The sequence below is a fragment of the Pseudomonadota bacterium genome (genome assembly GCA_039028155.1).
GTDB lineage: Bacteria > Pseudomonadota > Alphaproteobacteria > SP197 > SP197 > JANQGO01.
Genome location: JBCCIS010000046.1, coordinates 20402 through 41157, shown reverse-complemented (window position 1 = coordinate 41157; position 20756 = coordinate 20402). Strand labels below are relative to the sequence as shown.

Sequence of the window (20756 nt, the reverse complement as noted above, 5' to 3'; positions counted from 1 at the left end):
GTCTGCGGCCTGAGCCGGCTGTCGGCGAACGCGACGTCTTCGGGCACGTTCGGCGACAGGCTGTGGCACAGCATCATCATGTCGAGATGCTCGTCGAGCGCGTTCAACGTGAAGGGGTTGGTCGGGTTGGTCGACGACGGCAGGCAGTTGACCTCTCCGTTGCAGCGGATGATGTCCGGCGCGTGACCGCCGCCCGCGCCCTCGGTGTGGTACATGTGGATGGTGCGCCCGGCGATCGCCTCCATGGTGCGCTCAAAGAAGCCGGCCTCGTTCATGGTGTCGGTGTGGAGCTGGACCTGGAAGTCCAGATCGTCAGCGACGGAGAGACAGCAGTCGATGGTCGCCGGCATGGCGCCAATGTCTTCGTGGATCTTGACGCCGATGACGCCGGAGCGGATCTGCTCGGCAATGCCTTCGGGTTTGTGCGCGCTGCCGCGGCTGAACAGGCCGAAGTTCATGGGGAAGGGTTCGATCGCCTTCAGCATGCGCGTGTTGGCCCACAGCCCGCCGGAATCGACCGACCAGCAGCCGGGGAAGCCGCCGCCGATCATGGTCGTCATGCCCGACGACAACGCGTGCCAAACCTCCGCCGGCTGGCCGTAGTGGGCATGCACGTCAATGGCGCCGGGGGTGACGATCATGCCTTCGGCCATGAAGTGTTTGGTCGACGGTCCGACGATCAGGTTCGGGTCGACGCCGGCCATGACCGCCGGGTTACCCGCCTTGCCGATGCCGACGATGCGCCCGTCGATGATGCCGATATCGCCCTTGATGATGCCGAGCACCGGATCGATGATCAGCGCGTTCTGAACGACGACATCAAGCGCGCCGTCCGCCGCCGTCGCGCTGGCATTGACACCAAGCCCGTCGCGCAAGCTCTTACCCAGGCCGGTCAACAGCTCCTCGCCATAGACCGTGTGGTCCTTTTCGACGCGCGCGAGCAGGCTGGTGTCGCCCAGTCTGACGCGATCGCCGGTGGTCGGGCCGAACGCCGCGGCATAGGCGTCGCGAGAAATGGTCGCCATTATTCCGTTCCCTTGTAGTCGCGCGCCTTGGCGCGCGCGAGCGCCACCTGCTTGACGGCGGGATCAGAGACTTGCCCTTCGGTCAGGTTGTTGAGGCCGGTGATCTCGCCGGTACCGCCGATGGCGACCAGGGTGACGTCCTTGGACTCGCCAGGTTCGAACCGCGCGACCGCGCCCGCCAGCACGTCGAGGCGCATGCCGAAGGCTGCGGCGCGGTCGAACTCAAGCGCCTTGTTGGCTTCGAAGAAGTGATAGTGGCTGGCGACCTGCACGGGTCGGTCGCCTGTGTTGAGCACGGTCAGTGTGATGCGCTCGCGCCCGGCATTCAGCTCGATATCACCGTCCGCAGTCAACACCTCGCCGGGCCGCACCGTATCGACCTGCGCCTCCTTGCCCGGGCGCACCGGGTTGTGGACCGAAATCATCTTCGGCCCGTCGGGAAACTGTCCCTCGAGGGTCAGCAGCGACATCAGCTCGGCAACGCCCGGCAGCACGTCGTCGGTGGTCAGAAGTGTCGCGCCCAACGTCATGACCTCGGCCAGCGTCTGGCCGTCGCGCGCGGCCTCCAGCAGCTCGTCGGCGATGAAGGCGACCGCTTCGGGATGGTTCAGCCGTTGGCCGCGCGCACGGCGGCGGCGCGCCAGTTCGGCGGCGGTGAAGATGGTCAGCCGTTCCATCTCGGTCGGTGTCAGCAGCATGGATGTGTTCCCCGTTTGACGTGTCCGGCGACTCTACAACGGGGAACGCGCGAAGACGACGGCGTGTCTCAAGTCGGTTGGTTGATGCGTTTGGTAATTTCGCTCAGGCGCGACCAACTCTGCAGCGCCATGGGCAGCCTGAGAGCCGCGTCGACATACTCCCACGAATACGTTGCGATTGAGAAGATCATGCCCGCGGTCACCGCGGGCAACTGCGCGCCGACGTAAAGATTGAAGATGACGAAGGCGATCTGCATCAGAAACATGCCGCCGTAAAGATAGGCCTCGGTGTCGGATACCGAGACCTCGATCCCGCGCAGGCCCCGCAAGTGGCGGAACACGCCGAGTTTGGAGCCGCCATCCAGGACGTCGACTTGTCGCTCATGGCGCTCATTCATGTTGGCGGCGAAGCGGTAGAAGGATCCGTGAAAACAGGCGTAGAAGCCGATCATCGCAACGAGAACGATGGCTGATGCCAGACCGAGACGCGGGTCGAAGACGGCTAGCACCGTGAGGCTGATGATCACCTGAACGATCGCGGTGATGAGTTCGGGCACATCCTTTTCGAGGAAATCGACAAGCTCGCGCGACATGCCGAGGCGCGCGTTGCGGGCAGAGACGCGCAAACCGGTGTTTCGGTGGTGCAGGGAGAACCCGAGATGCACACGAATGGTGCCGTAGACGCGCGTGTCATAGATGCGCCGGGCGACCCCTATGACGCCGAGAAGAGCGAGCACGCCGCCCAGCATGGCCAGTTCGTCAAGGCGGCCGGCAAGCGGGCCGTCGATCGAAAAACCTATGAGAAGCGGAATGAGGGCGAGCAGCACGTTCTCGACGAGAACGATGCCCCAGGTCTTGGCGATGCGCCGGCGAAACGTCCTGAAAATCGCGCCGAACCCGATCTTGAGCTCACGATTGATCGTCGACATCGCGGTCCCTTATGCCGTCACACGATGGTGTGGCTGGCAGGCCTCAGGCGGCCGGACGTTCCGACGTCGCGGGCGTGGTCGCGACCCGTTCCTTCGACGTGTCCACGGGATTGCTGAGCCGAAGCGCACCGTCTTCGAGCGGCGCGTCGCGTATCATTTTCTTGTCGGCGTAGAAGTCGCCGGTTTGTTGCCACGGCGCGCGGTCGCCCTGCTTTGGGAAAAGGTGCTGGGCGCGTTTGATGTAGCCGGCGGTGAACTCGTCGTTCCAGGTCATGGCCTGAAGGTCCGCGTCTTCGACGTCGCGCAGCCTGGGCGTTGCCTGGCGCATGCCGCGCTTGTCCATGAGCTTCAGCAGACGGCAGATGTACTCGGCCGTCAGGTCGATCTTCAGTGTCCACGACGCGTTGAAGTAGCCGGTTGCCTGGATCAGGTTCGGTACGTCAGAGAACATCATACCCTTGTAGGAGAACGTCTCGGCGAAATTGACCGGCTTTTCGTCAACACTGAAATCGATCCCGTTGGCGACGTTGAGTTCCAGGCCCGTGGCGGAAATGATGATGTCGGCCTTCAGTTCCTCACCCGACTTGAGCTTCAGGCCGCCGGCGGTGAACCGGTCGATCTCGTCCGTCACCACGACGGCCTTGCCCGAGTTGATGGCGTCATAGAGATCGTCGTCGGGGATCAGGCAGAGACGCTGATCCCAAGGGTTGTAGCGTGGCGTGAAGTGTTTCTCGACGTCGTAGTCCGGTCCCAGCGCTTCGCGCACCAGATAGATCAGATCCTGTTTGGTCTTTTCGACTTCCTCGCGCGATTGATAGTAGTAGTACTGGTTCAAACGAATGTTGCGCCAGCGCGTGATCGCATAGGCAAGCGTTGAGGGCAGGTACTTCCTGAGCCGCTCGGCGTCGTGATCGACGCTGGGCATTGAATAGACATAGCTCGGCGAGCGCTGGACCATGGTTACGCTGGCCGCGTCCTTCGCCAGCGCAGGCACAAGAGTTATCGCCGTCGCGCCGCTTCCGATAACAATGATACTCTTGCCCGCGTAGTCGAGGTCTTCGGGCCAGAACTGCGGGTGGACGACTTGGCCCTCGAACGTATCGGCGTCTTTGAACCCCGGCGCGTGTCCCCTGTCGTAACGGTAGTAACCGCCGCACAGCAGCAGCATGTCGCAGGTATAGCGGTCGCGCCCGCCACCATTGCCGTGCTCGACATCGAGCGTCCAGCGGGACTCGCTTGTTGACCATCGGGCCGACGTCACCTGGCGGTTGAAACGAATGTGGTCGGTAATGTGGTTTTCTTCCGCCGTTTCCTTGATGTAGTCCAGGATCGATGGTCCGTCGGCGAGCGCCTTGCCGCCTTCCCACGGTTTGAAGGCATAGCCAAGGGTATGCATGTCGCTGTCGGAGCGAATGCCTGGGTAGCGGAAGAGGTCCCACGTGCCGCCGATCCTTTCGCGGCCCTCCAGCAGGACGAGTGATTTGTTCGGACACTTCTGCTGCAGGTAACGGGCGCAGCCGATCCCGGACAGCCCGGCGCCGACAATGACGATGTTGAAGTGTGCCATGAAATCCTCCGCATGACGGGCCAGTGACCCAATCAGACCTTGAACGAACGATCGTTCATTTGCATAATATGGAGGAGTGCCCACTCGAATGCAAGGCTATGATCCATGCCTAAACAGCAGATCGCCGAGATGACCAAAGACGCAGCCCTTCACGACCGCAGGGACATGATCGTTAGCGCGGCGACGCGGTGTTTCGTCGCCAAGGGGTTTCATCAGACGGGGATACGCGACATCGCGGCGGAAGCCGGCATCAGTCTGGGCAACCTCTACAATCACTTTCAGAACAAGGATGCGCTGATCGCCGAGATCGCGCGCATGGACGCCGAGGCGTTGCAGGAGATCCTTGAGTCGCTTCGCGAAGTCGCCGATCCGCGTCAGGCACTCGCGCAATTCCTTGATTGTTATCTCGACTATTCGGCCTGGCCCGAGAACGTTGCGCTGACGGTTGAGATAACCGCTGAAGCATTTCGCAATCGGGATGTCGCCAAGGCCTTCGCCGTGAATAGAGGGATTGTCACGAATGCAGTTTCCGACATCCTGAAGAAGGGGATCAAGGCTGGCGAGTTTGACGCATCATTGAATACTGAAGAGGTGTCCGAATTTATCCTGGGCGCCGTCGAAAGTCTGGCACTGCGCTTGGCTTTCAGGGGTCGCCAGGACGCAAAACCGCCGCGCGAAACGCTTCATGCGATGGTGATGAACGCTATCAGGCGTCAGGACTAGCCGCGTTGACGTTCTTAGGTTGCCATGAGTGCAATGTTTCTCGCGCCTATCGGTTCCGACCGCCGCGTTCTGGCACTACGTTTTTCTTGCGCCGCATCGTTGAGGAGAGAAAACGATGACCGTCTCTGCCGAAAGTGCGGGTGCCACGGGTCCGAGGTGACGGATTCGCGGGTCGCCGTGAAGACGGCTGTCCATCACGGGCGGGCGCGGCACATCATCGACGAGGTGATCGACGAACGCGCGATGACCTTTCGCCGCATTCCCTATCTATGGCCGGCGATCAGGGCGGTCCTCGACCCGGTCTTTCGGTATCCACTCGCGGTCGAATGGGCCGATCGCCTGGCGCCGATGAACGCGGACGACGCGCTGCAATTGCTCGATCAACTCCTGCCGTTCGATGTGCGGTCGTCGGGGATCGACCACATGCCGCGTCGCGGTCCCGTGGTGATCATCGCCAACCATCCGACCGGTATGGTCGACGGCCTCGCGCTTCGCCGGGCGCTTTGCGGCGTGCGCGACGACTTCTCCTTCTTTGCCAACCGGGATGCTGTGCGCATCGTGCCCGGCCTGGCGCCCGTCATTATTCCCGTCGAGTGGCTCGCCGAACGGCGCGGGCCCGAGCGCATGCGCGAGACCTTGCGCGCGCTTCAAGCGGCGATCGACGCTGGACGGGTGATCGTCATGTTTCCGGCAGGCGGCATGGCGAGGCAGACATGGCGTGGTCTGAAAGAAAAACCGTGGCTGCCCGCCGTGGTCAAAATGGTCCAGAAGCACCGCGTTCCAGCGATCCCCGTGCACATCCGCGCGCGCAATTCCTTTGTCTATTATCTCCTGTCGGCGGTTCATAAAGAGCTTCGCGATCTCTCCCGCTTCTACGAGATCTATGGCAAGCGCAGGGCGACGTTCGATCTCACGTTTGGCGCTGTCCTGCCGGCAAGCGATTTCGACGGCGCGCCCGCGGTCGTGGCGCAGAGGCTTCAAGCCTTTGTCGAAAAGGACCTGCCAAAAGGCAGTGCCACGCCTTAGTTCGCGGATGGATTCCCGGACCGGTTGCGCTAAACAGGGGCATGGCAGTTCACGATCTGCGGCAACCCGATAACGTCGACGTCGAGGATGAGAAGCGGCGCGTTCTGAAGGACGTCTTCGGTTTCGACGGCTTCCGGCCTGGGCAGGAAGATGTCGTCGACAGCCTGCTCGCCGGGCGTCACACGCTGGCTGTCATGCCGACCGGTGCGGGCAAGTCACTGTGTTTCCAGGTGCCCGCGCTGATCAAGGGCGGCCTCACTGTCGTCGTCTCGCCGCTGGTGGCGTTGATGAACAACCAGGTCGGTGCCCTGCGTCTGGCCGGCGTCCGGGCCGCTACCATCAACTCGTCGAAATCGCGCAGCGACAATGTCACCGTCTGGCGACAGGTTGCGGCGGGCGAGGTGGCGATCCTCTATATGTCGCCTGAGCGTTTGATGACCGAGCGCATGCTGGCGGCGCTCCAGAAGCTGCCGGTGGCCTATCTGGTGATCGACGAGGCGCACTGCATCTCCCAGTGGGGTCACAGCTTCCGGCCGGAATACGATCAACTGCGCGATCTGCGCGGCCATTTCCCCGACGCCGCCATTGCGGCCATGACGGCGACCGCCGATCAGGTGACGCGCGACGATATCGTCGCCGCGCTGTTCGGTGGTGATGGCCGGGTCCATGTCGCCGGCTTCGACCGGCCGAACATCCGGCTCAGCGTCAAAGCGAAGGCCGCCTGGCTCAAACAGCTCAGTGAGGTCGTCGAGCGCTACCGCGGCCAGTGCGGCATCGTCTATTGCCTATCGCGCGCCAAGACAGAGCAGGCGGCGTCGCTGTTGCGCGACCAGGGCCACAAGGCGATCGCCTATCACGCCGGGCTCGACACCGCCGAACGGTTGCGCGGTGAGGAGGCGTTCCTGACCGAACCCGGTATCGTCATGGTGGCGACCATCGCCTTCGGCATGGGCATCGACAAACCGGACGTGCGGTTCGTCTGCCACACTGATCTTCCGGGCTCGGTCGAGGCCTACTACCAGGAGATTGGCCGCGCGGGCCGTGACGGCGAACCGGCCGAGGCGGTCATGGTTTACGGCCTCGACGACATCCGTATGCGCCGCGTGTTCATCGAGGAGTCCGACGCGTCGGACGCGCGAAAGCGTGTCGATCACCGTCGTCTCGACGCGCTGCTGGCCTATTGCGAGGCCGTCGAATGCCGGCGCCGTCCGTTGCTCGCCTATTTCGGCGAGGACATCGAACCCTGCGGCAACTGCGACGTCTGCCTGGATGGCGTCGACGCGATCGATGGCACCGAACCGGCGCGCCAAGCGATGGCCGCGGCGATCGGTTCGGGCGGACGGTTCGGCGCCGCTCACCTGGTCGACATTCTGCGCGGTCAGGCGACGGAGAAGGTCGGGCGTTTCCGTCATGACCAGCTCGACGTTTTCGGCGCCGGCGCCGATCGAAAAGCGGCCGACTGGCGCTCGCTGATCCGCCAGCTCGTCGCCTCCGGTTTCCTGGAAATCGACGTCGGCGGCTATGGCGGCCTGCTGGTGACCGACCGGGGCCGGGAACTCGCCGACGGCGCGGCGATCTTCATGATGCGCCCGGAGCCCCAGCGCAAGAAGACGGCGAAACCGGCCGCCAAGTCGGGCCCGGCGCCGGCTTCTCTCACCGACGCCGACAAGGGACTTTATGATGCCCTCAAGCGCCTGCGCCGCGACATCGCCCATGCCCGCGGCGTGCCGCCCTATGTCGTCTTCCACGACCGCACCTTGCAGGAACTGGCTCAAATCAGGCCGACGAACCGCGAGGCCTTCGGCCACATCCACGGCGTCGGTGCGGCCAAGCTGGAGAACTTCGCCGAGCCGTTCTTGGCGCTGATTCGTCGCGAGGCGCGAGACGACGCGGCAGAACGGCTGTTGGAGTAGCGGCCAACGGGCGAGGGCGTCGGCGCCACAGCCGGTGTGTCCTTAAGGTTACACTCTGTCGCCATTCTGCGCGGATCCCGGGAAACCCGCGCGTCCGCAAGGGTTAAGAACAGGCTCTAACATCATCGAATCATGTCACAATTCTGGCGTCGATTGGATTCGGCCCCTATACTGCAAGGTAGAGTTGTTGCATTGGGGGTTTGTGATGCGGTGTTGGGCGAAGGGCGCGGCGGTAGCCGCTGCCATGGTCGTTGGCGTGGCGGGTGCTCGTGCCGACTTTATCGTCGACAACGGCCAGACGGTGTTTACCACCCAGATCCTGATCAACGGTCAGACAGGCATCGTGAAGCCCGGCGGCCGGATTTTGACCGGCGGCGTCGGTGTCTTTGCCGGCAACAGCAACACGATCACCAACGAAGGTCAGATTACAACGCTTGGGGCGGTGGATGTTGGCATCTTTATGGGCAACAACAACGTCGTCAACAACACGGGCACGATCTCGACCTCTGGGTTGGGTGCGGCCTTCGGCATCTTAGGCGGCAACGGGAACACGATCGGCAATGCCGGCGCGATCTCGACACTGGGCGGCAGCGCTCATGGCGTCACGGTCGCCAACAACAACACGATTTTCAACAGTGGCGCTATCACAACGCAGGGCGCGACCGCGCACGGCATCAACGCAGTCAACAACAACACCATTGGCAACTCCGGGACGATCTCAACGACCGGCCTGGGCGCGATTGGTGTTTTCGCCTTTGGTACCGGCAACACGATCGGCAACAGCGGGACGATCTCGACGCTGGGCGCTAACGCTTTCGGTATCTCCACCGGCGCCAACACCACGGTTAACAACAGCGGCAACATCGTCACGCAGGGTGGCGCCGCTCACGGCGTGATCGTTACCACTGGCAGCACGATCACGAACACCGGAACGATCTCAGCCTCGGGTCTAACCGCGGACAGCATTCAGGGTGCGACGAACAACGTTGTCAACAACAGCGGTCAACTCGTTGCGAGCGGCACGGCCTCGGCCGCCGTGCGGTTTACGGGCGGCGGCAACACGCTGCGCTTGCTGCAGGGTTCTAACATTCAGGGGCCGCTGAATTTCGCCCCCGGCAACACGTTGGATGTGGCGAACGGCCTGAACATCAACAACACGTTCACCGGCAACGCACCGTTCGTTGTCGCCAACGGCGCGCCGTTCGCGGTGAACGGACTGCAGGTGGCGGTGGTCGATCCGACGGCGCTGGCCATGGCCGACGACATCGTCTTCGATCTGACGAATTCGGTCTCGGGCAGCGTCTTCTCGCGCCTGCGCAGCGAACGGCTAGGCGGATCGACGGGTCAGGCGGTGGCGTCGCTTGACGAAGACGATGGATTGGGGTTCGCCTCGTCGATTGGCGCGGGTTCCGCCACCGAGGCGTGGGTCGAGGTGTTCGGCCTGGCGCGCGATCAGAACAGTACGTCGCCGACCGTTGGCGCGAACCACTACCTGGGCGGCGTCGTCGCCGGTGTCGACACGCCGGTCGGCGCCGATACGCGCGCGGGCCTGTTCCTGGGCGCCTCCTATGGTGAGCTGGACGTGGAGTTCGACTCTCATGACGAGGATATCGGTAGTGCCTTCATCGGTGTTTATGGCGGTTATGCCTCCGGACTATGGGCGGTCGATCTGGTCGTGACCGGTGGCTGGAGCCGCTACGAACTCAGCCGCAACATCGCCAACAACGCCGCGCCCGGTGGCATGGAGACGGCATCGGCGGATTATGATGGCTACTTCATCGCGCCGGAGCTTTCTGTGGCGCGCACGGTGTCGGTCAACGGGCAGGAGGTCATCCCCAGTGTGCAACTGGGCTACGCGGGCACGCATCTGGACAGCTATACGGAGACGGGCTCATCAAGCGGCATGACGGTCGACGACCGGTTCATCCATCTGCTGACCGGTCGGTTCCAGGTGACGGTGCCGGTGCGTATCCCGCAATACGCGGATAGCGTCTACTTCGCGCCCTATGCGGGCGTGGAGGGGCGCACGCGCCTGGACAACAGCAATGTGGACGCTGTGTTGTTGGGTCAGACCATCAACTTCGATGCGGGTGGCGAGGACAGCGTCGGCGCGGCGCTGGCGGGCGTCGAGCTGTCGGCATTGATCGATGACGGCGTGTCGCTGTTTGGCAGCGTCGAGGCGACGTTGGAAAGCAACAGCGGGCGCACCATCGCCGGCCAGGCCGGCTTGCAGATCGCATTCTAGGAAACTGCGAGGTCACAGGTCGGCCGCGCAACGCTTTAGGTGTTGTGCGCAACTACTTGATATTCAACAATTTTATTATGGCTGGGGGACCTGGATTCGAACCAGGACTATTCGGGTCAGAGCCGAAGGTTCTACCGTTAAACTATCCCCCAACAGGGACGCGCCCCATGGGCGCCGGTGTCCGCGCCTTATGCCGAGGTGCCCTGCGGCTGTCAACCGGCGTCACCGGTGCCGGGCGCGCCCGGCCATGCCATGCTGGCGGCTTCAGCCATGGGTTGCGGAAGACACAGTCCGGAGGAGTTTCCCTTCATACCTCCAGCCGCCCAATTTCCGACAAGATGCGGGTGGTATGACGGCAAGGTAAGACGGCGGTCTCGCGGGATGTCCTGGCGTTAGCCGCCACGTCGCCGCCAATTCGGTGCCGGTCACGCGCCCATCTGTGGAGTTTGCAGCGCCGCGGTTTCGGGTTAGACAGGATGACGTGAGCGCATAAGCGCCACAGCGCCTAAGGGAGGCGGAGTTTAGGTGGTGGGTTCAGGCAGTAACGGTCGCGGACGAGGGCACCGCAGACAGCCACGGCGACGTCAGCAGACGACGTACGCCGCCATAGACCTGGGCACCAACAACTGCAGGTTGCTTGTCGCGCGCCCGACGCGCGAGGGGTTCCGTGTCATCGACGCATTTTCGCGAATCGTGCGCCTGGGCGAGGGCGTCCACGCCAGCGGTCGATTGTCCGACGATGCCATCGACCGCACCATCGAAGCGCTTCACGTGTGCGCGGGCAAGATGCGCCGGCGCGGCGTCAGCCGGGCGCGTTGCGTCGCGACCGAGGCGTGCCGGCGCGCCGCCAACGGCGACGGATTTCTGGAGCGCGTATCGCGCGAGACCGGTATTGGGCTTGAGGTCATCTCGCCCGATGAAGAGGTTCAGCTCGCCATTGTCGGTTGCCAGCCCCTGATCGAACCGTGGGCGCGCCACGTGGTGATCCTGGATATCGGCGGTGGCTCGACGGAAATCTCCTGGCTCGCGGTCGAGCCGGACGGCGCGGTCGAGATTGTCGCCTGGAAGTCGATCCCCTGTGGTGTCGTCACCCTGGCCGAGACCCATGGCGGCCACAGCGTGGACGAAGGCATCTACGCCGACATGATCGAGGAGGTGCGCGATCACCTCTCGCCATTCGAGGCCGAGCATGGTTTTGGCGACCTGATGGATGGCGGCGATGTGCAGATGATCGGCACGTCCGGCACGGTGACGACCCTGGCCGGCATTCATCTAAAACTGCCGCAATATGACCGCAACCGCGTCGACGGTATCGCTCTCGATTTTGATGACCTTTCAGCGGCGACCCGCGAACTCGTCGCCATGGACTATGAAACCCGGTGCCAGGTGCCGTGTGTCGGGCGCGACCGCGCGGACCTGGTCGTCGCCGGCTGCGCCATTCTGGACGCGGTTCATGCCGTGTGGCCGGTCGGCCGGCTCTCCGTCGCCGATCGCGGTCTCCGCGAAGGCATGCTGCTCGGCATGATGGATGTCGACCGCCAGGATTCCTGTGACCAGCGCGGCGGCAATGGCGCGGCGGCGTCTAGGCAGGGCAGGTGAGCAGCGGTCGGCGCGGCGGCGGCAAACCATCGGGCGGTCGGCCTCTCTCTAAACGGGTCAAGACAGCGCGCGGCCGCCGGTCATCGTCGACGCGGTGGCTCGAACGCCAGTTGAACGATCCCTATGTGGAAGGCGCCAAGCGAGAAGGCTGGCGTTCGCGTGCCGCTTACAAACTGATTCAGCTCGACGATCGCTATAAGTTCCTGAAGCGTGGCGCGCGCGTTGTCGACTTGGGCGCCGCCCCTGGCGGCTGGACCCAGGTCGCGGTCGCGCGGTGCCCTGGCGGCCAGGTCGTCGCCATCGACCTCAACGAGATCGAACCAATCGCCGATGCCGCGGTCCTGGTTGGCGACGCAACGTCGGCCGACGGCATGCGGGCCATACGCGATGCCCTTGGTGGCCCGGCCGATGTCGTGCTGTCCGATATGGCGGCGCCGGCAACCGGCCACCGTCAGACCGATCATCTAAGGGTCATGGGCCTGGTCGAGAGTGCGCTGGCAATTGCCGAGGATCTGCTGGCACCGGGCGGCACGTTCATTGCCAAGGTTCTGCAGGGTGGTACGGAGGGCGAGTTACTCAACCAGATCAAGCGCCGCTTTGCCAAGGTCGCGCACGCCAAACCGGAAGCCAGCCGCAAGGACTCGCGCGAGATCTATCTCGTCGCCCAGGGTTATCGCCCCGAGTAGAGCGGATCGTTCTCAGATAGCGCCGGTTGACAGTTCCACCAGAAGACATGCATCCGCTCTCGATCGTGAAAGTGGTGCGCATTTGTTTGCTGGGCGCCCAAGCAATTCAAACAAACGAGATGTGCGCTAAAGCGCTTTGGGTTGGCGTTGTCTCGTCTACCGATTGCTCTATAGTTCGCCGTGAGGAAGGCCGAACCGCGCCTTCGTCTCTACCAAATCAGAGCAAGAGGGAGATCAATCATGGAGTCAAAACGCGACATCGAGCGTTTTGTCGACGCGATGAAATTCGGCCGCTTGAGCCGGCGCGATTTCAAGAAGGGCCTCGCTTCCGTCGGCCTTGGCATGACCGTGGCGCCGCTGGCATCGCGCGCCGTGCGCGCCGCCGGTGAGGACGATGTCTTGTGCTTCACGTGGTCCGGCTACGAAGTGCCGGAGATGCACCAGGAGTATATCGACAAATATGGCGAATCCCCGAACTTCTCCATGTGGGGCGACGAAGAGGAAGCCGAGGCCAAGATGCGCGCCGGCTTCGCGCCCGATGTCGCGATGCCGTGCTCCTATAAGGTCCAGAAGTGGACAGATATGGGCCTTCTCAAGACCATCGACACCGACCGCTTGAGCCACTGGAACGACGTCATTCCCGTGCTGCAAGGCGTGCCGGACATGGAAATCGATGGCGAGCGCAAGATGGTTTGTGCGTGGTGGGGCCTGACCTCGGTCACGTTCCGCACCGACCTGGCGCCCGAATACGTCGATCCCGAGACCCACACCTGGGGCATTCTCTGGGATCCCAAGTACGCCGGCCGGCTCTCCATGATCGACAGCCTGATCGACGGTGTCATGGTCGCGGCGATCTACTCCGGCGCCGCTGATCCCTTCAACATGACGCCCGAGGAAGTCGAGGTCACCAAGAAGCTGATGCAGGAGCAGCGTCCGCTGCTGCGCTACTACACCAACGACACGACCAGTTGGGAACAGGCGCTTGCCTCCGGCGAGCTGATTGCCGCGGCATCCTGGAACTCGACCCCGCTCAACCTCTCCAATGAGGGCGTGCCGGTCGCGTTCATGAACCCGAAGGAAGGTCCGATGACCTGGACCTGCGGCATCACGCTGATGAACTCGGTCGATCCGGCGAAAGAAGAGCGCGCCTATGACCTGATCAACGCGTTCCTGTCGCCCGATACCGGTCAGTTCTGGATCGAGAGCTATGGCATGGGCCACTCCAACATGAAGTCCTATGAGCGGTTCTCCGCCGAGGAACTGGCCAACCGCGGTCTGCCGCCTAACGATATCGAAGGCTACATCGCCGGCGGTATCTTCCAGGCGACCATCCAGAACGAGCCTGAACTGCAGGCCATGTATGAAGAGGTCAAGGCCGGTATCTGACCGAGACCTACACGTTCGATAGCAAAGAGGGCGGGGCGCTTCGGTGTCCCGCCCTTTCCGTTTTTCGGCCGGCGGCGTGTCGGCATTGGCGCCGCATGGCAGCCATGACACGTTCCACCTTTGACTCCCGGCCAATTCGTGATAGTGGATCGCGCCACTTCAAAACAGCGAGGTGGTGAGGACATGCGCGAAGCCCTGACATTTGATGACGTTTCGCTGGTCCCTGCCTACTCCCAGATTCTCCCCAATTCCGTCCAAACCGCGACCCGTCTGACCAAGACGGTCGAACTGGGCATCCCGCTGATTTCCGCGGCCATGGACACGGTGACAGAGGCGCCGATGGCGATCGCCATGGCGCAGAACGGCGGCATCGGCATTATCCACAAGAACCTGACCGCCGAGCAGCAGGCCAACGAGGTCCGCAGGGTCAAGAAGTTCGAGTCGGGCATGGTGGTCAACCCGGTCACCATCGGGCCTGAAGCGCCGCTGGCCGATGCGCTCGATTTGATGGAGACCCACAGTATCTCCGGTATTCCTGTGGTGGACCAACCGGGCGGCAAACTGGTCGGCATTCTGACCCATCGCGATGTGCGCTTCGCGACCGACCGGGCCCAGCCGATCAGTGACCTCATGACCAAGGACGACCTGATCACGGTTAAGGAAGGCGCCAGCCATGACGAGGCCAAGCGCCTGTTGCATCAGCACCGCATTGAAAAGCTTCTGGTGGTCGATGATGACGGGCGCTGCATTGGATTGATCACGGTCAAGGATATCGAGAAGGCGCAGTCGCACCCCAATTCCTGCAAGGACGAGCAGGGCAGGCTTCGGGTCGGCGCGGCGTCGGGCGTCGGCGATGATGGTTTCGCGCGGGCCGAGGCGCTGATCGATGCCGGCGCCGACGTGATCGTCGTCGACACGGCGCACGGTCACAGCCAGGGCGTCATGGACGCGATTGCGCGCATCAAGTCGATGTCGAACTATACCCAGGTCTTGGCCGGCAACATCGCGACGGCCGAGGGCGCGAAGATGCTGATCGACCAGGGTGCCGATGCGCTGAAGGTCGGCATCGGGCCGGGTTCGATCTGCACGACACGCGTGGTGGCGGGTGTCGGCGTGCCGCAGCTGACCGCGATCATGGACGTGGTCGAGGAGGCGGTGAAGAGCGACACGCCCGTGGTCGCCGATGGCGGCATCAAGTATTCCGGCGATCTGGCCAAGGCGATCGCCGGCGGCGCCAACTGCGCCATGATCGGCTCGCTGCTTGCCGGCACCGACGAAAGCCCCGGCGAGGTCTTCCTGTTCGGTGGCCGCAGCTACAAGCAGTACCGCGGCATGGGTTCGCTCGGCGCCATGGCGCGCGGTTCGGCCGACCGTTACTTCCAGCAGGACATCAAGGATGTTGTGAAGATGGTGCCCGAGGGTATCGAGGGACGCGTGCCCTATAAGGGCCCGGCCCACCACGTCATCCACCAGCTGGTCGGCGGTCTGCGTTCCTCCATGGGTTACACTGGCAATGGCACGCTCGACGACATGCGCCAGGGCTGCCAGTTCGTGCGCATCACCAATTCGGGCCTGCGCGAATCCCATATCCACGGCGTCACGATCCAGCGCGACGCCCCCAACTATCAGTCCGAAACCTGATCGGGGTGGCGACCATCAGGCCAGCCGGCCCCGCCGACGCCAAGGCCATCGCCTTCATTCATGTCGAGACATGGCGCAGCACCTATGCCGGCGTCTTGCCCGATGCCTATCTGACCAGCCTGTCGGTCGCCGACCGAACGGCCTTTTGGCGCGGCATTCTGTCGCGCCGCGATCAAGGTATGACCGTGGTGGTCGAGGACCAGGAGGCCGGTGTCGTTGGTTTTGGCAATGCCGGGACGGCGCGCGCGGACGGCTTGCCGGCAGACAGCGATTGGAACGGTGAGATCTATACGCTCTATCTGTTGCCCGACTGGCACGGGCAGGGGCTGGGCCGCCAGCTGATGGAAGCGCTTTTCGACTGTCTGCGCCTTGCGCGGCTGCGGCGCGTCATTCTGTGGGTGCTTGAGGCCAACCCCACCCGTTTCTTCTATGAGGCCATGGGCGGCCGGCTTATCGCACGCCGCAGCGAACCGTTCGCCGGTGTCTTGCTGGATGAGCTCGCCTATGGCTGGACGCTTGACCCTGCGCCACGTTGACGGGAGATGAGACCGTGACCGTGCCCTTTGCCGTTCTAGAGATGGACCATGTGGTTTTCCGGGTTCGCGACATCGCCCGGTCGATCGCCTTCTACCGCGATGTCCTCGGCTGCCCGGTCGAGCGTGAGAACGAGCCCTTGGGCCTCTATCACCTGCGCGTCGGGCGCGCCATGATCGATCTCGTCAGCCTCGACGGCAAGCTTGGGCAAGCCGGTGGCGCGGGCCCGGGCAAGGAGGGCCGCAACGTCGATCATATCTGCGTCGACGTCGAACCGTTCGATGAGGCGGCAATCCGCGAGCACCTCGCCAGCCACGGCATCAAGGTGAGCGATAGCGGTGAGCGTTTCGGCACGCATGGCATGGGACCGTCGATCTACATCCAGGATCCCGATGGCAACACGATCGAACTGAAAGGCATCAGAAAGGAGTAACGTGACCGAGACACCGCACGACGAACAAATCCTGATCCTCGACTTCGGCTCGCAGGTGACCCAGCTCATCGCGCGGCGCGTGCGCGAAGCCGGCGTCTACTGCGAAATCCTGCCGTGCACGGCTGATGATGACCGCATTCGCAATTTCGGCGCCAAGGGCATCATCCTGTCCGGCGGCCCGTCGTCGGTCATGTGGGACGAGGCGCCGGCGGTATCGCATGCGGTCTTTGATCTTGGTGTGCCCGTCTTCGGGATTTGCTACGGCGAGCAGACCATGTGCGAGGAGCTTGGCGGCAAGGTCGAAAGCTCCGACCACCGGGAGTTCGGTCGCGCCTATGTCGAGGTGACCGACGCGTGCGCCTTGTTCGACGGTGTCTGGCGGGTCGGCGACAAGAAGCAGGTTTGGATGTCGCACGGCGATCGCGTCACCCAGTTGCCGGATGGTTTCTCGGTCGTCGGGACATCCGACGGCGCACCGTTCGCTGCCATCGCCGATGAAGCACGGAACTTCTACGCCGTGCAGTTCCACCCCGAGGTCGCCCATACTCCTGATGGCGCGAAGCTCCTGGCAAACTTCGTGCGCAACATCTCCGGCTGTTCCGGCGACTGGTCGATGGCCGCGTTCCGTCAGCAAGCGGTGCAGGCGATCCGCGATCAGGTCGGCAAGGGCAAGGTCATCATGGGTCTCTCCGGCGGCGTCGACAGCTCCGTCGCCGCCGTCCTGGTGCACGAGGCGATCGGTGATCAACTGACCTGCGTCTTCGTCGATCACGGCCTCTTACGCGCCGGAGAGGCCGACGAGGTCGAGAGCGTGTTTCGCGGTCACTACAACATCCCGCTTATCGCGACCGATGCAAGCGACCTCTTTCTCGGCAAGCTCGAGGGCGTCGACGACCCCGAACAGAAGCGCAAGATCATTGGCGGGACCTTCATCGAGGTCTTCGAGGAGGAAGCCAAGAAGATCGGCGGTGCCGAGTTTCTGGGGCAAGGCACGCTCTACCCCGATGTCATCGAGTCCGTGTCATTCCACGGCGGTCCGTCGATCACCATCAAGTCGCACCACAATGTCGGCGGCCTGCCAGAACGCATGAACATGAAGCTGGTCGAGCCGTTGCGCGAACTCTTCAAGGACGAGGTGCGCGACCTCGGCCGCGAGCTCGGCCTGCCGGAAACCCTGGTCGGCCGCCACCCGTTCCCGGGCCCGGGTCTCGCCATCCGCATTCCCGGCGCGATCAGCCGCGACAAGCTGGAGATCCTGAGGAAGGCTGACGCCATCTATATCGAGGAGATGCGCAAGGCCGACCTCTATGACGCCATCTGGCAGGCGTTTGCCGTACTCCTGCCCGTGCGCACGGTCGGCGTCATGGGCGACGACCGCACCTATGAGTTCGTCTGCGCGCTGCGCGCCGTCACCTCAACCGACGGCATGACCGCCGACTACTACCCCTTCGAGCACGACTTCCTGGGCCGGGTCGCCAACCGCATCGTCAACGAGGTGCGCGGCATCAACCGCGTGACCTACGACATCACGTCGAAACCGCCCGGCACCATCGAGTGGGAGTAGGGCGCGTGATCCCTCGCGCCGTGCTCAGCCGGATTTGGTCACGAGAACCTCTTCGAGAAGCAACGCATCGAGCTCGGTGCGCAGGAACGTGCGGATGGCATCTTCCGGGCTGTCGACGATGGGCTCCGACTCATCGTTGAAGGACGTGTTGAGAAGGACGCCATAGCCGGTCTTGTGTTCGAACGCCGTGAGAAGCGCGAAGAGAAACGGATCGATCTCTTCCGTCACCGTCTGTGCGCGTGTGCTGTTGTCGATATGCGTGATGGCGGGCAACTTCAACCGATGCTGTTCCCGAACATCGGCGGTGATCAGCATGTGGGGCGAAGCAGAGGCGAAGTCGGTGATGTCGCCGACACATTCGCGGAGCATCATCGGCGCGTAGGGCCGAAACTCGGCGCGTCGTTTGATGCCAGCGTCGATGCGAGGCTTTGTCGTGGGGGAGCGCGGGTCCGCCAGTATGCTGCGGTGGCCGAGTGCCCTGGGGCCGGCTTCCGATCGGCCCTGGAGTACACCCACGATCTTGCCTTCGGCGAGCAGTTGGGCAAGACGCTCCGCGCGGGATGATCCGAACAGTCTCTCGCCGGCAAGACCGGCTTCGGCGACAGCTTTCTCGCATTCCTCCGACGAGAAGCCGCGGCCGAGGTAGGGGAAGGCGGTGTTCGGTTCGGGAAAACGTTCTGCCTGTCGCCAGTACGCATAGGCCGCCGTGCCGATTGACTGTCCGTCATCACCACATGCCGGCAGGAAGTAGAGGTTCGTTTGCGATAGGGCGTTGGTAATTTTCCTGTTCGAGAGGCAGTTCAAGAATATGCCGCCGGCGAAACACAGCGCGTCAGGCTTGTGGCGGCGCACGACCTCCTCGCTGATGCGAACGAGCGCTTCTTCGAGATAGGCCTGATAGGTCGCCGCGATATCAGCACGATTACTCTTGGCGAACTCTCTAAGGGTCTGCTTTCGCGAGGACGCCAGGTCCGTGAACTCCCGCAGGAAGTCCGGATAGGTCAGCGAGAACGAAAGATCGGACGGCAGGTAGCGCTGGTAATCGAATAGAGGTTCCCCATAGGCCGCCAGAGCCATCGTCTGGCCCGCTTGCCCCGGGCCGAATCCGCACAAATACGTGATCTGCTCGTACTTCAGGCCCAGGCTGATTTGACGCGTTGCGTCATCAGCGCGGAAGAATGCGGGATCGTAGAACTTTGGCCGATTGAGCTGACTTCGCGGCATCGACTGCACGCGCTCATCTATCAATTGGCAAGTTTTCGCGTTGACGGAAATCAGGGACTCAGCCTGCGTGCCCCACAGGCGTTCATCACCGGCGCCGTCCGCGACCAGGACGAGTGTTTCATTAAATCCGCTGCAGACCTGCGCACCGATCGCGTGCGCGTTATGATGATCCAGCGTGGAGAAGTCGCCGCGGAAGCCTGGAAACTCCTGACGAAACTCCCACGCCATCGTCTCGCTGATCCGCTCGGGGTTGCTCCCGAGATAAGAGAGACAGACACCCGCGATATCGTCGATAGCGATCCCAAGGTGGTCGAGCACCCGGTTAATCTCGGCGACCGGGTAGTCGGGCGACTCGGAGTGTTTTCGGCGGTCGAGCCGTTCAATAGCGGTGTGAAACGAAAGCGGGCCATCGCTTACGAACGAAATTGCGCGATCATGCCCAAGGTTAAGGCCCATGAAACAGGATCTGGAACTCATTGCTTTGACCTATTGCTCGCTCTTTGCTGGGACGATTGAACATTGAACGCCGGTTCGAAAACTCGACGGGATCAGAAGGCGGAACCTGATGGCGTGCTAGGTGGGTTGATCACGAATTGGCAGCTTCGTCGGTTCCCAGACGATTCTGATCGGGCGGCCTTAGTCTCAATCCCAGAATTGTAACAATCATTAGCGGAATCCGCATTCCTGCATTCTGCACCTACGCTGATCCACGACCGCCATGTCAGATCGCCGGCCGCTTCGTCAACGAGGTGCGCGGCATCAACCGGGTGACCGACGACATCACGTCGAAACCGCCCGGCACGATCGAGTGGGAGTAGGGCCCCCCGCCCGATAGGTAGGCGCGATAAACCACGCACACGTGTGCGTGAGGTCAGCTTCTCTCTTTTCGCACGCTCCGCCACTATGACACGCGCGAAAGCGTTGATGGCGTGGCGTTGGGAAACCGGGGGTGGTGCGCGCAATGAAGAAGCAGAAACGGAAAGCCAAACGGCCGGCGAAGAAACAGGCGAACGTTTCGGTCCAAGCGGCGCCCGAGGACGCATCGGACAAGTCCAGCCGGCGCGACGTCTTGCGGAAGATCCGCAACGGCGGTCTGCTGGCGGTGGTCGCGGGCGGCGGCGGCTGGTACCTGATCCAGGATGTCCGCGCGACCATCCGGGAGCACGACCTCACCCAGATCGGCAATGGGATCCCGGCGGTCGTCCAGATCCATGATCCCAACTGTCCGCGTTGCCTGGCCCTGCAGGGCGAGACGCGCGATGCGATGGCGTCCTTTGAGGACGGTGAGCTGCAATACCTGATTGCCGATATCAGCCGCTCCGAAGGCCGTCAGCTGGCGGCCGCGCACAACGTCAACCATGTCACGCTGCTGTTGTTCGATGCCGAGGGGAACCGGCGCGATGTGCTGGTTGGCGAGCGCACCAGCGACGACTTGGAAGAGGCGTTCCGGCGCCACGTCGCGCGCAGCAGCGCCAATTGACGTCGGTGCAATTGTTGTAGCCCACGGCTGCCCCTGCGGATATCCGCGCAAAACTCACGACAAACCGTAGGCAGACCCGGCCT

Annotated in this window: 17 protein-coding genes, 1 tRNA gene and 1 pseudogene; 13 read left to right on the top strand and 6 right to left on the bottom strand. The window is 63.0% G+C overall.

From position 1 onward, the window contains the following. The 4 genes from AAF563_19795 to AAF563_19780 form a co-directional block, all read right to left on the bottom strand. Positions 1 to 1025: urease subunit alpha (locus AAF563_19795; GenBank protein ID MEM7123528.1), on the bottom strand; the 1025-nt coding region annotated here is incomplete at its 3' end. Then, positions 1025 to 1723 carry an urease subunit beta gene (locus AAF563_19790; protein ID MEM7123527.1) on the bottom strand — a complete coding sequence of 233 codons (699 nt, stop codon included), beginning with the start codon at positions 1721 to 1723 and terminating at the stop codon, positions 1025 to 1027. The genes AAF563_19790 and AAF563_19795, both read right to left, overlap by 1 nt. Positions 1724 to 1791: 68 nt before the next feature. Further along, positions 1792 to 2652 (bottom strand): ABC transporter six-transmembrane domain-containing protein, encoded by an 861-nt coding sequence (locus AAF563_19785; GenBank protein MEM7123526.1) that lies wholly within the window; start codon positions 2650 to 2652, stop codon positions 1792 to 1794. A 43-nt stretch (positions 2653 to 2695) separates the two neighbouring features. Then, complete coding sequence (locus tag AAF563_19780) at positions 2696 to 4219, bottom strand: NAD(P)/FAD-dependent oxidoreductase (protein ID MEM7123525.1); 1524 nt, start codon at positions 4217 to 4219, stop codon at positions 2696 to 2698. A gap of 105 nt (positions 4220 to 4324) precedes the next feature. On the opposite strand from AAF563_19780, the gene AAF563_19775 reads away from it, so the two are divergent. From AAF563_19775 to AAF563_19760, 4 genes are all read left to right on the top strand, one after another. Further along, entirely contained in the window at positions 4325 to 4942 is a 618-nt protein-coding gene (locus tag AAF563_19775) for a TetR/AcrR family transcriptional regulator (GenBank protein ID MEM7123524.1), read from the top strand. A 177-nt stretch (positions 4943 to 5119) separates the two neighbouring features. Then, positions 5120 to 5968, top strand: coding sequence for a 1-acyl-sn-glycerol-3-phosphate acyltransferase (locus AAF563_19770; protein MEM7123523.1), 849 nt, complete (start codon positions 5120 to 5122; stop codon positions 5966 to 5968). 41 nt (positions 5969 to 6009) lie between these two features. Beyond that, the gene (recQ, locus tag AAF563_19765; protein ID MEM7123522.1) at positions 6010 to 7881 is read left to right on the top strand and encodes a DNA helicase RecQ; all 1872 of its coding nucleotides are present in this window, start codon (positions 6010 to 6012) and stop codon (positions 7879 to 7881) included. A 205-nt stretch (positions 7882 to 8086) separates the two neighbouring features. Further along, positions 8087 to 10126, top strand: coding sequence for an autotransporter domain-containing protein (locus AAF563_19760; protein MEM7123521.1), 2040 nt, complete (start codon positions 8087 to 8089; stop codon positions 10124 to 10126). Positions 10127 to 10204: 78 nt separating this feature from the next. On the opposite strand, the gene AAF563_19755 is transcribed toward AAF563_19760, so the two are convergent. Beyond that, positions 10205 to 10278 (bottom strand) — tRNA-Gln (locus AAF563_19755). A gap of 481 nt (positions 10279 to 10759) precedes the next feature. Here AAF563_19755 and AAF563_19750 point away from each other — a divergent pair. From AAF563_19750 to guaA, 7 genes are all read left to right on the top strand, one after another. Then, positions 10760 to 11725 carry a Ppx/GppA phosphatase family protein gene (locus AAF563_19750; protein MEM7123520.1) on the top strand — a complete coding sequence of 322 codons (966 nt, stop codon included), beginning with the start codon at positions 10760 to 10762 and terminating at the stop codon, positions 11723 to 11725. Next, a complete protein-coding gene (locus tag AAF563_19745; protein ID MEM7123519.1) occupies positions 11722 to 12411 on the top strand; it encodes an RlmE family RNA methyltransferase in 690 nt (229 codons plus the stop codon). Before AAF563_19750 ends, AAF563_19745 begins: the two co-directional genes overlap by 4 nt. 240 nt (positions 12412 to 12651) lie before the next feature. After that, positions 12652 to 13797 (top strand): extracellular solute-binding protein, encoded by a 1146-nt coding sequence (locus AAF563_19740; GenBank protein ID MEM7123518.1) that lies wholly within the window; start codon positions 12652 to 12654, stop codon positions 13795 to 13797. 183 nt (positions 13798 to 13980) lie between these two features. Then, positions 13981 to 15438 (top strand): IMP dehydrogenase, encoded by a 1458-nt coding sequence (gene guaB, locus AAF563_19735; GenBank protein ID MEM7123517.1) that lies wholly within the window; start codon positions 13981 to 13983, stop codon positions 15436 to 15438. Positions 15439 to 15443: 5 nt separating this feature from the next. Further along, entirely contained in the window at positions 15444 to 15974 is a 531-nt protein-coding gene (locus AAF563_19730; GenBank protein MEM7123516.1) for a GNAT family N-acetyltransferase, read from the top strand. A gap of 41 nt (positions 15975 to 16015) precedes the next feature. Next, the gene (locus tag AAF563_19725; protein MEM7123515.1) at positions 16016 to 16405 is read left to right on the top strand and encodes a VOC family protein; all 390 of its coding nucleotides are present in this window, start codon (positions 16016 to 16018) and stop codon (positions 16403 to 16405) included. A gap of 1 nt (position 16406) precedes the next feature. Then, complete coding sequence (gene guaA, locus AAF563_19720) at positions 16407 to 17969, top strand: glutamine-hydrolyzing GMP synthase (GenBank protein ID MEM7123514.1); 1563 nt, start codon at positions 16407 to 16409, stop codon at positions 17967 to 17969. A gap of 24 nt (positions 17970 to 17993) precedes the next feature. Here the strand turns inward: guaA and AAF563_19715 are convergent, their stop codons facing one another. Further along, positions 17994 to 19649, bottom strand: coding sequence for a carbamoyltransferase C-terminal domain-containing protein (locus tag AAF563_19715; GenBank protein MEM7123513.1), 1656 nt, complete (start codon positions 19647 to 19649; stop codon positions 17994 to 17996). Between the two features lie 266 nt (positions 19650 to 19915). On the opposite strand from AAF563_19715, the pseudogene AAF563_19710 reads away from it, so the two are divergent. Next, a pseudogene (locus AAF563_19710) lies at positions 19916 to 20011 on the top strand (hypothetical protein). Positions 20012 to 20154: 143 nt separating this feature from the next. Beyond that, entirely contained in the window at positions 20155 to 20673 is a 519-nt protein-coding gene (locus AAF563_19705; GenBank protein MEM7123512.1) for a hypothetical protein, read from the top strand. Positions 20674 to 20756 lie beyond the last annotated feature (83 nt).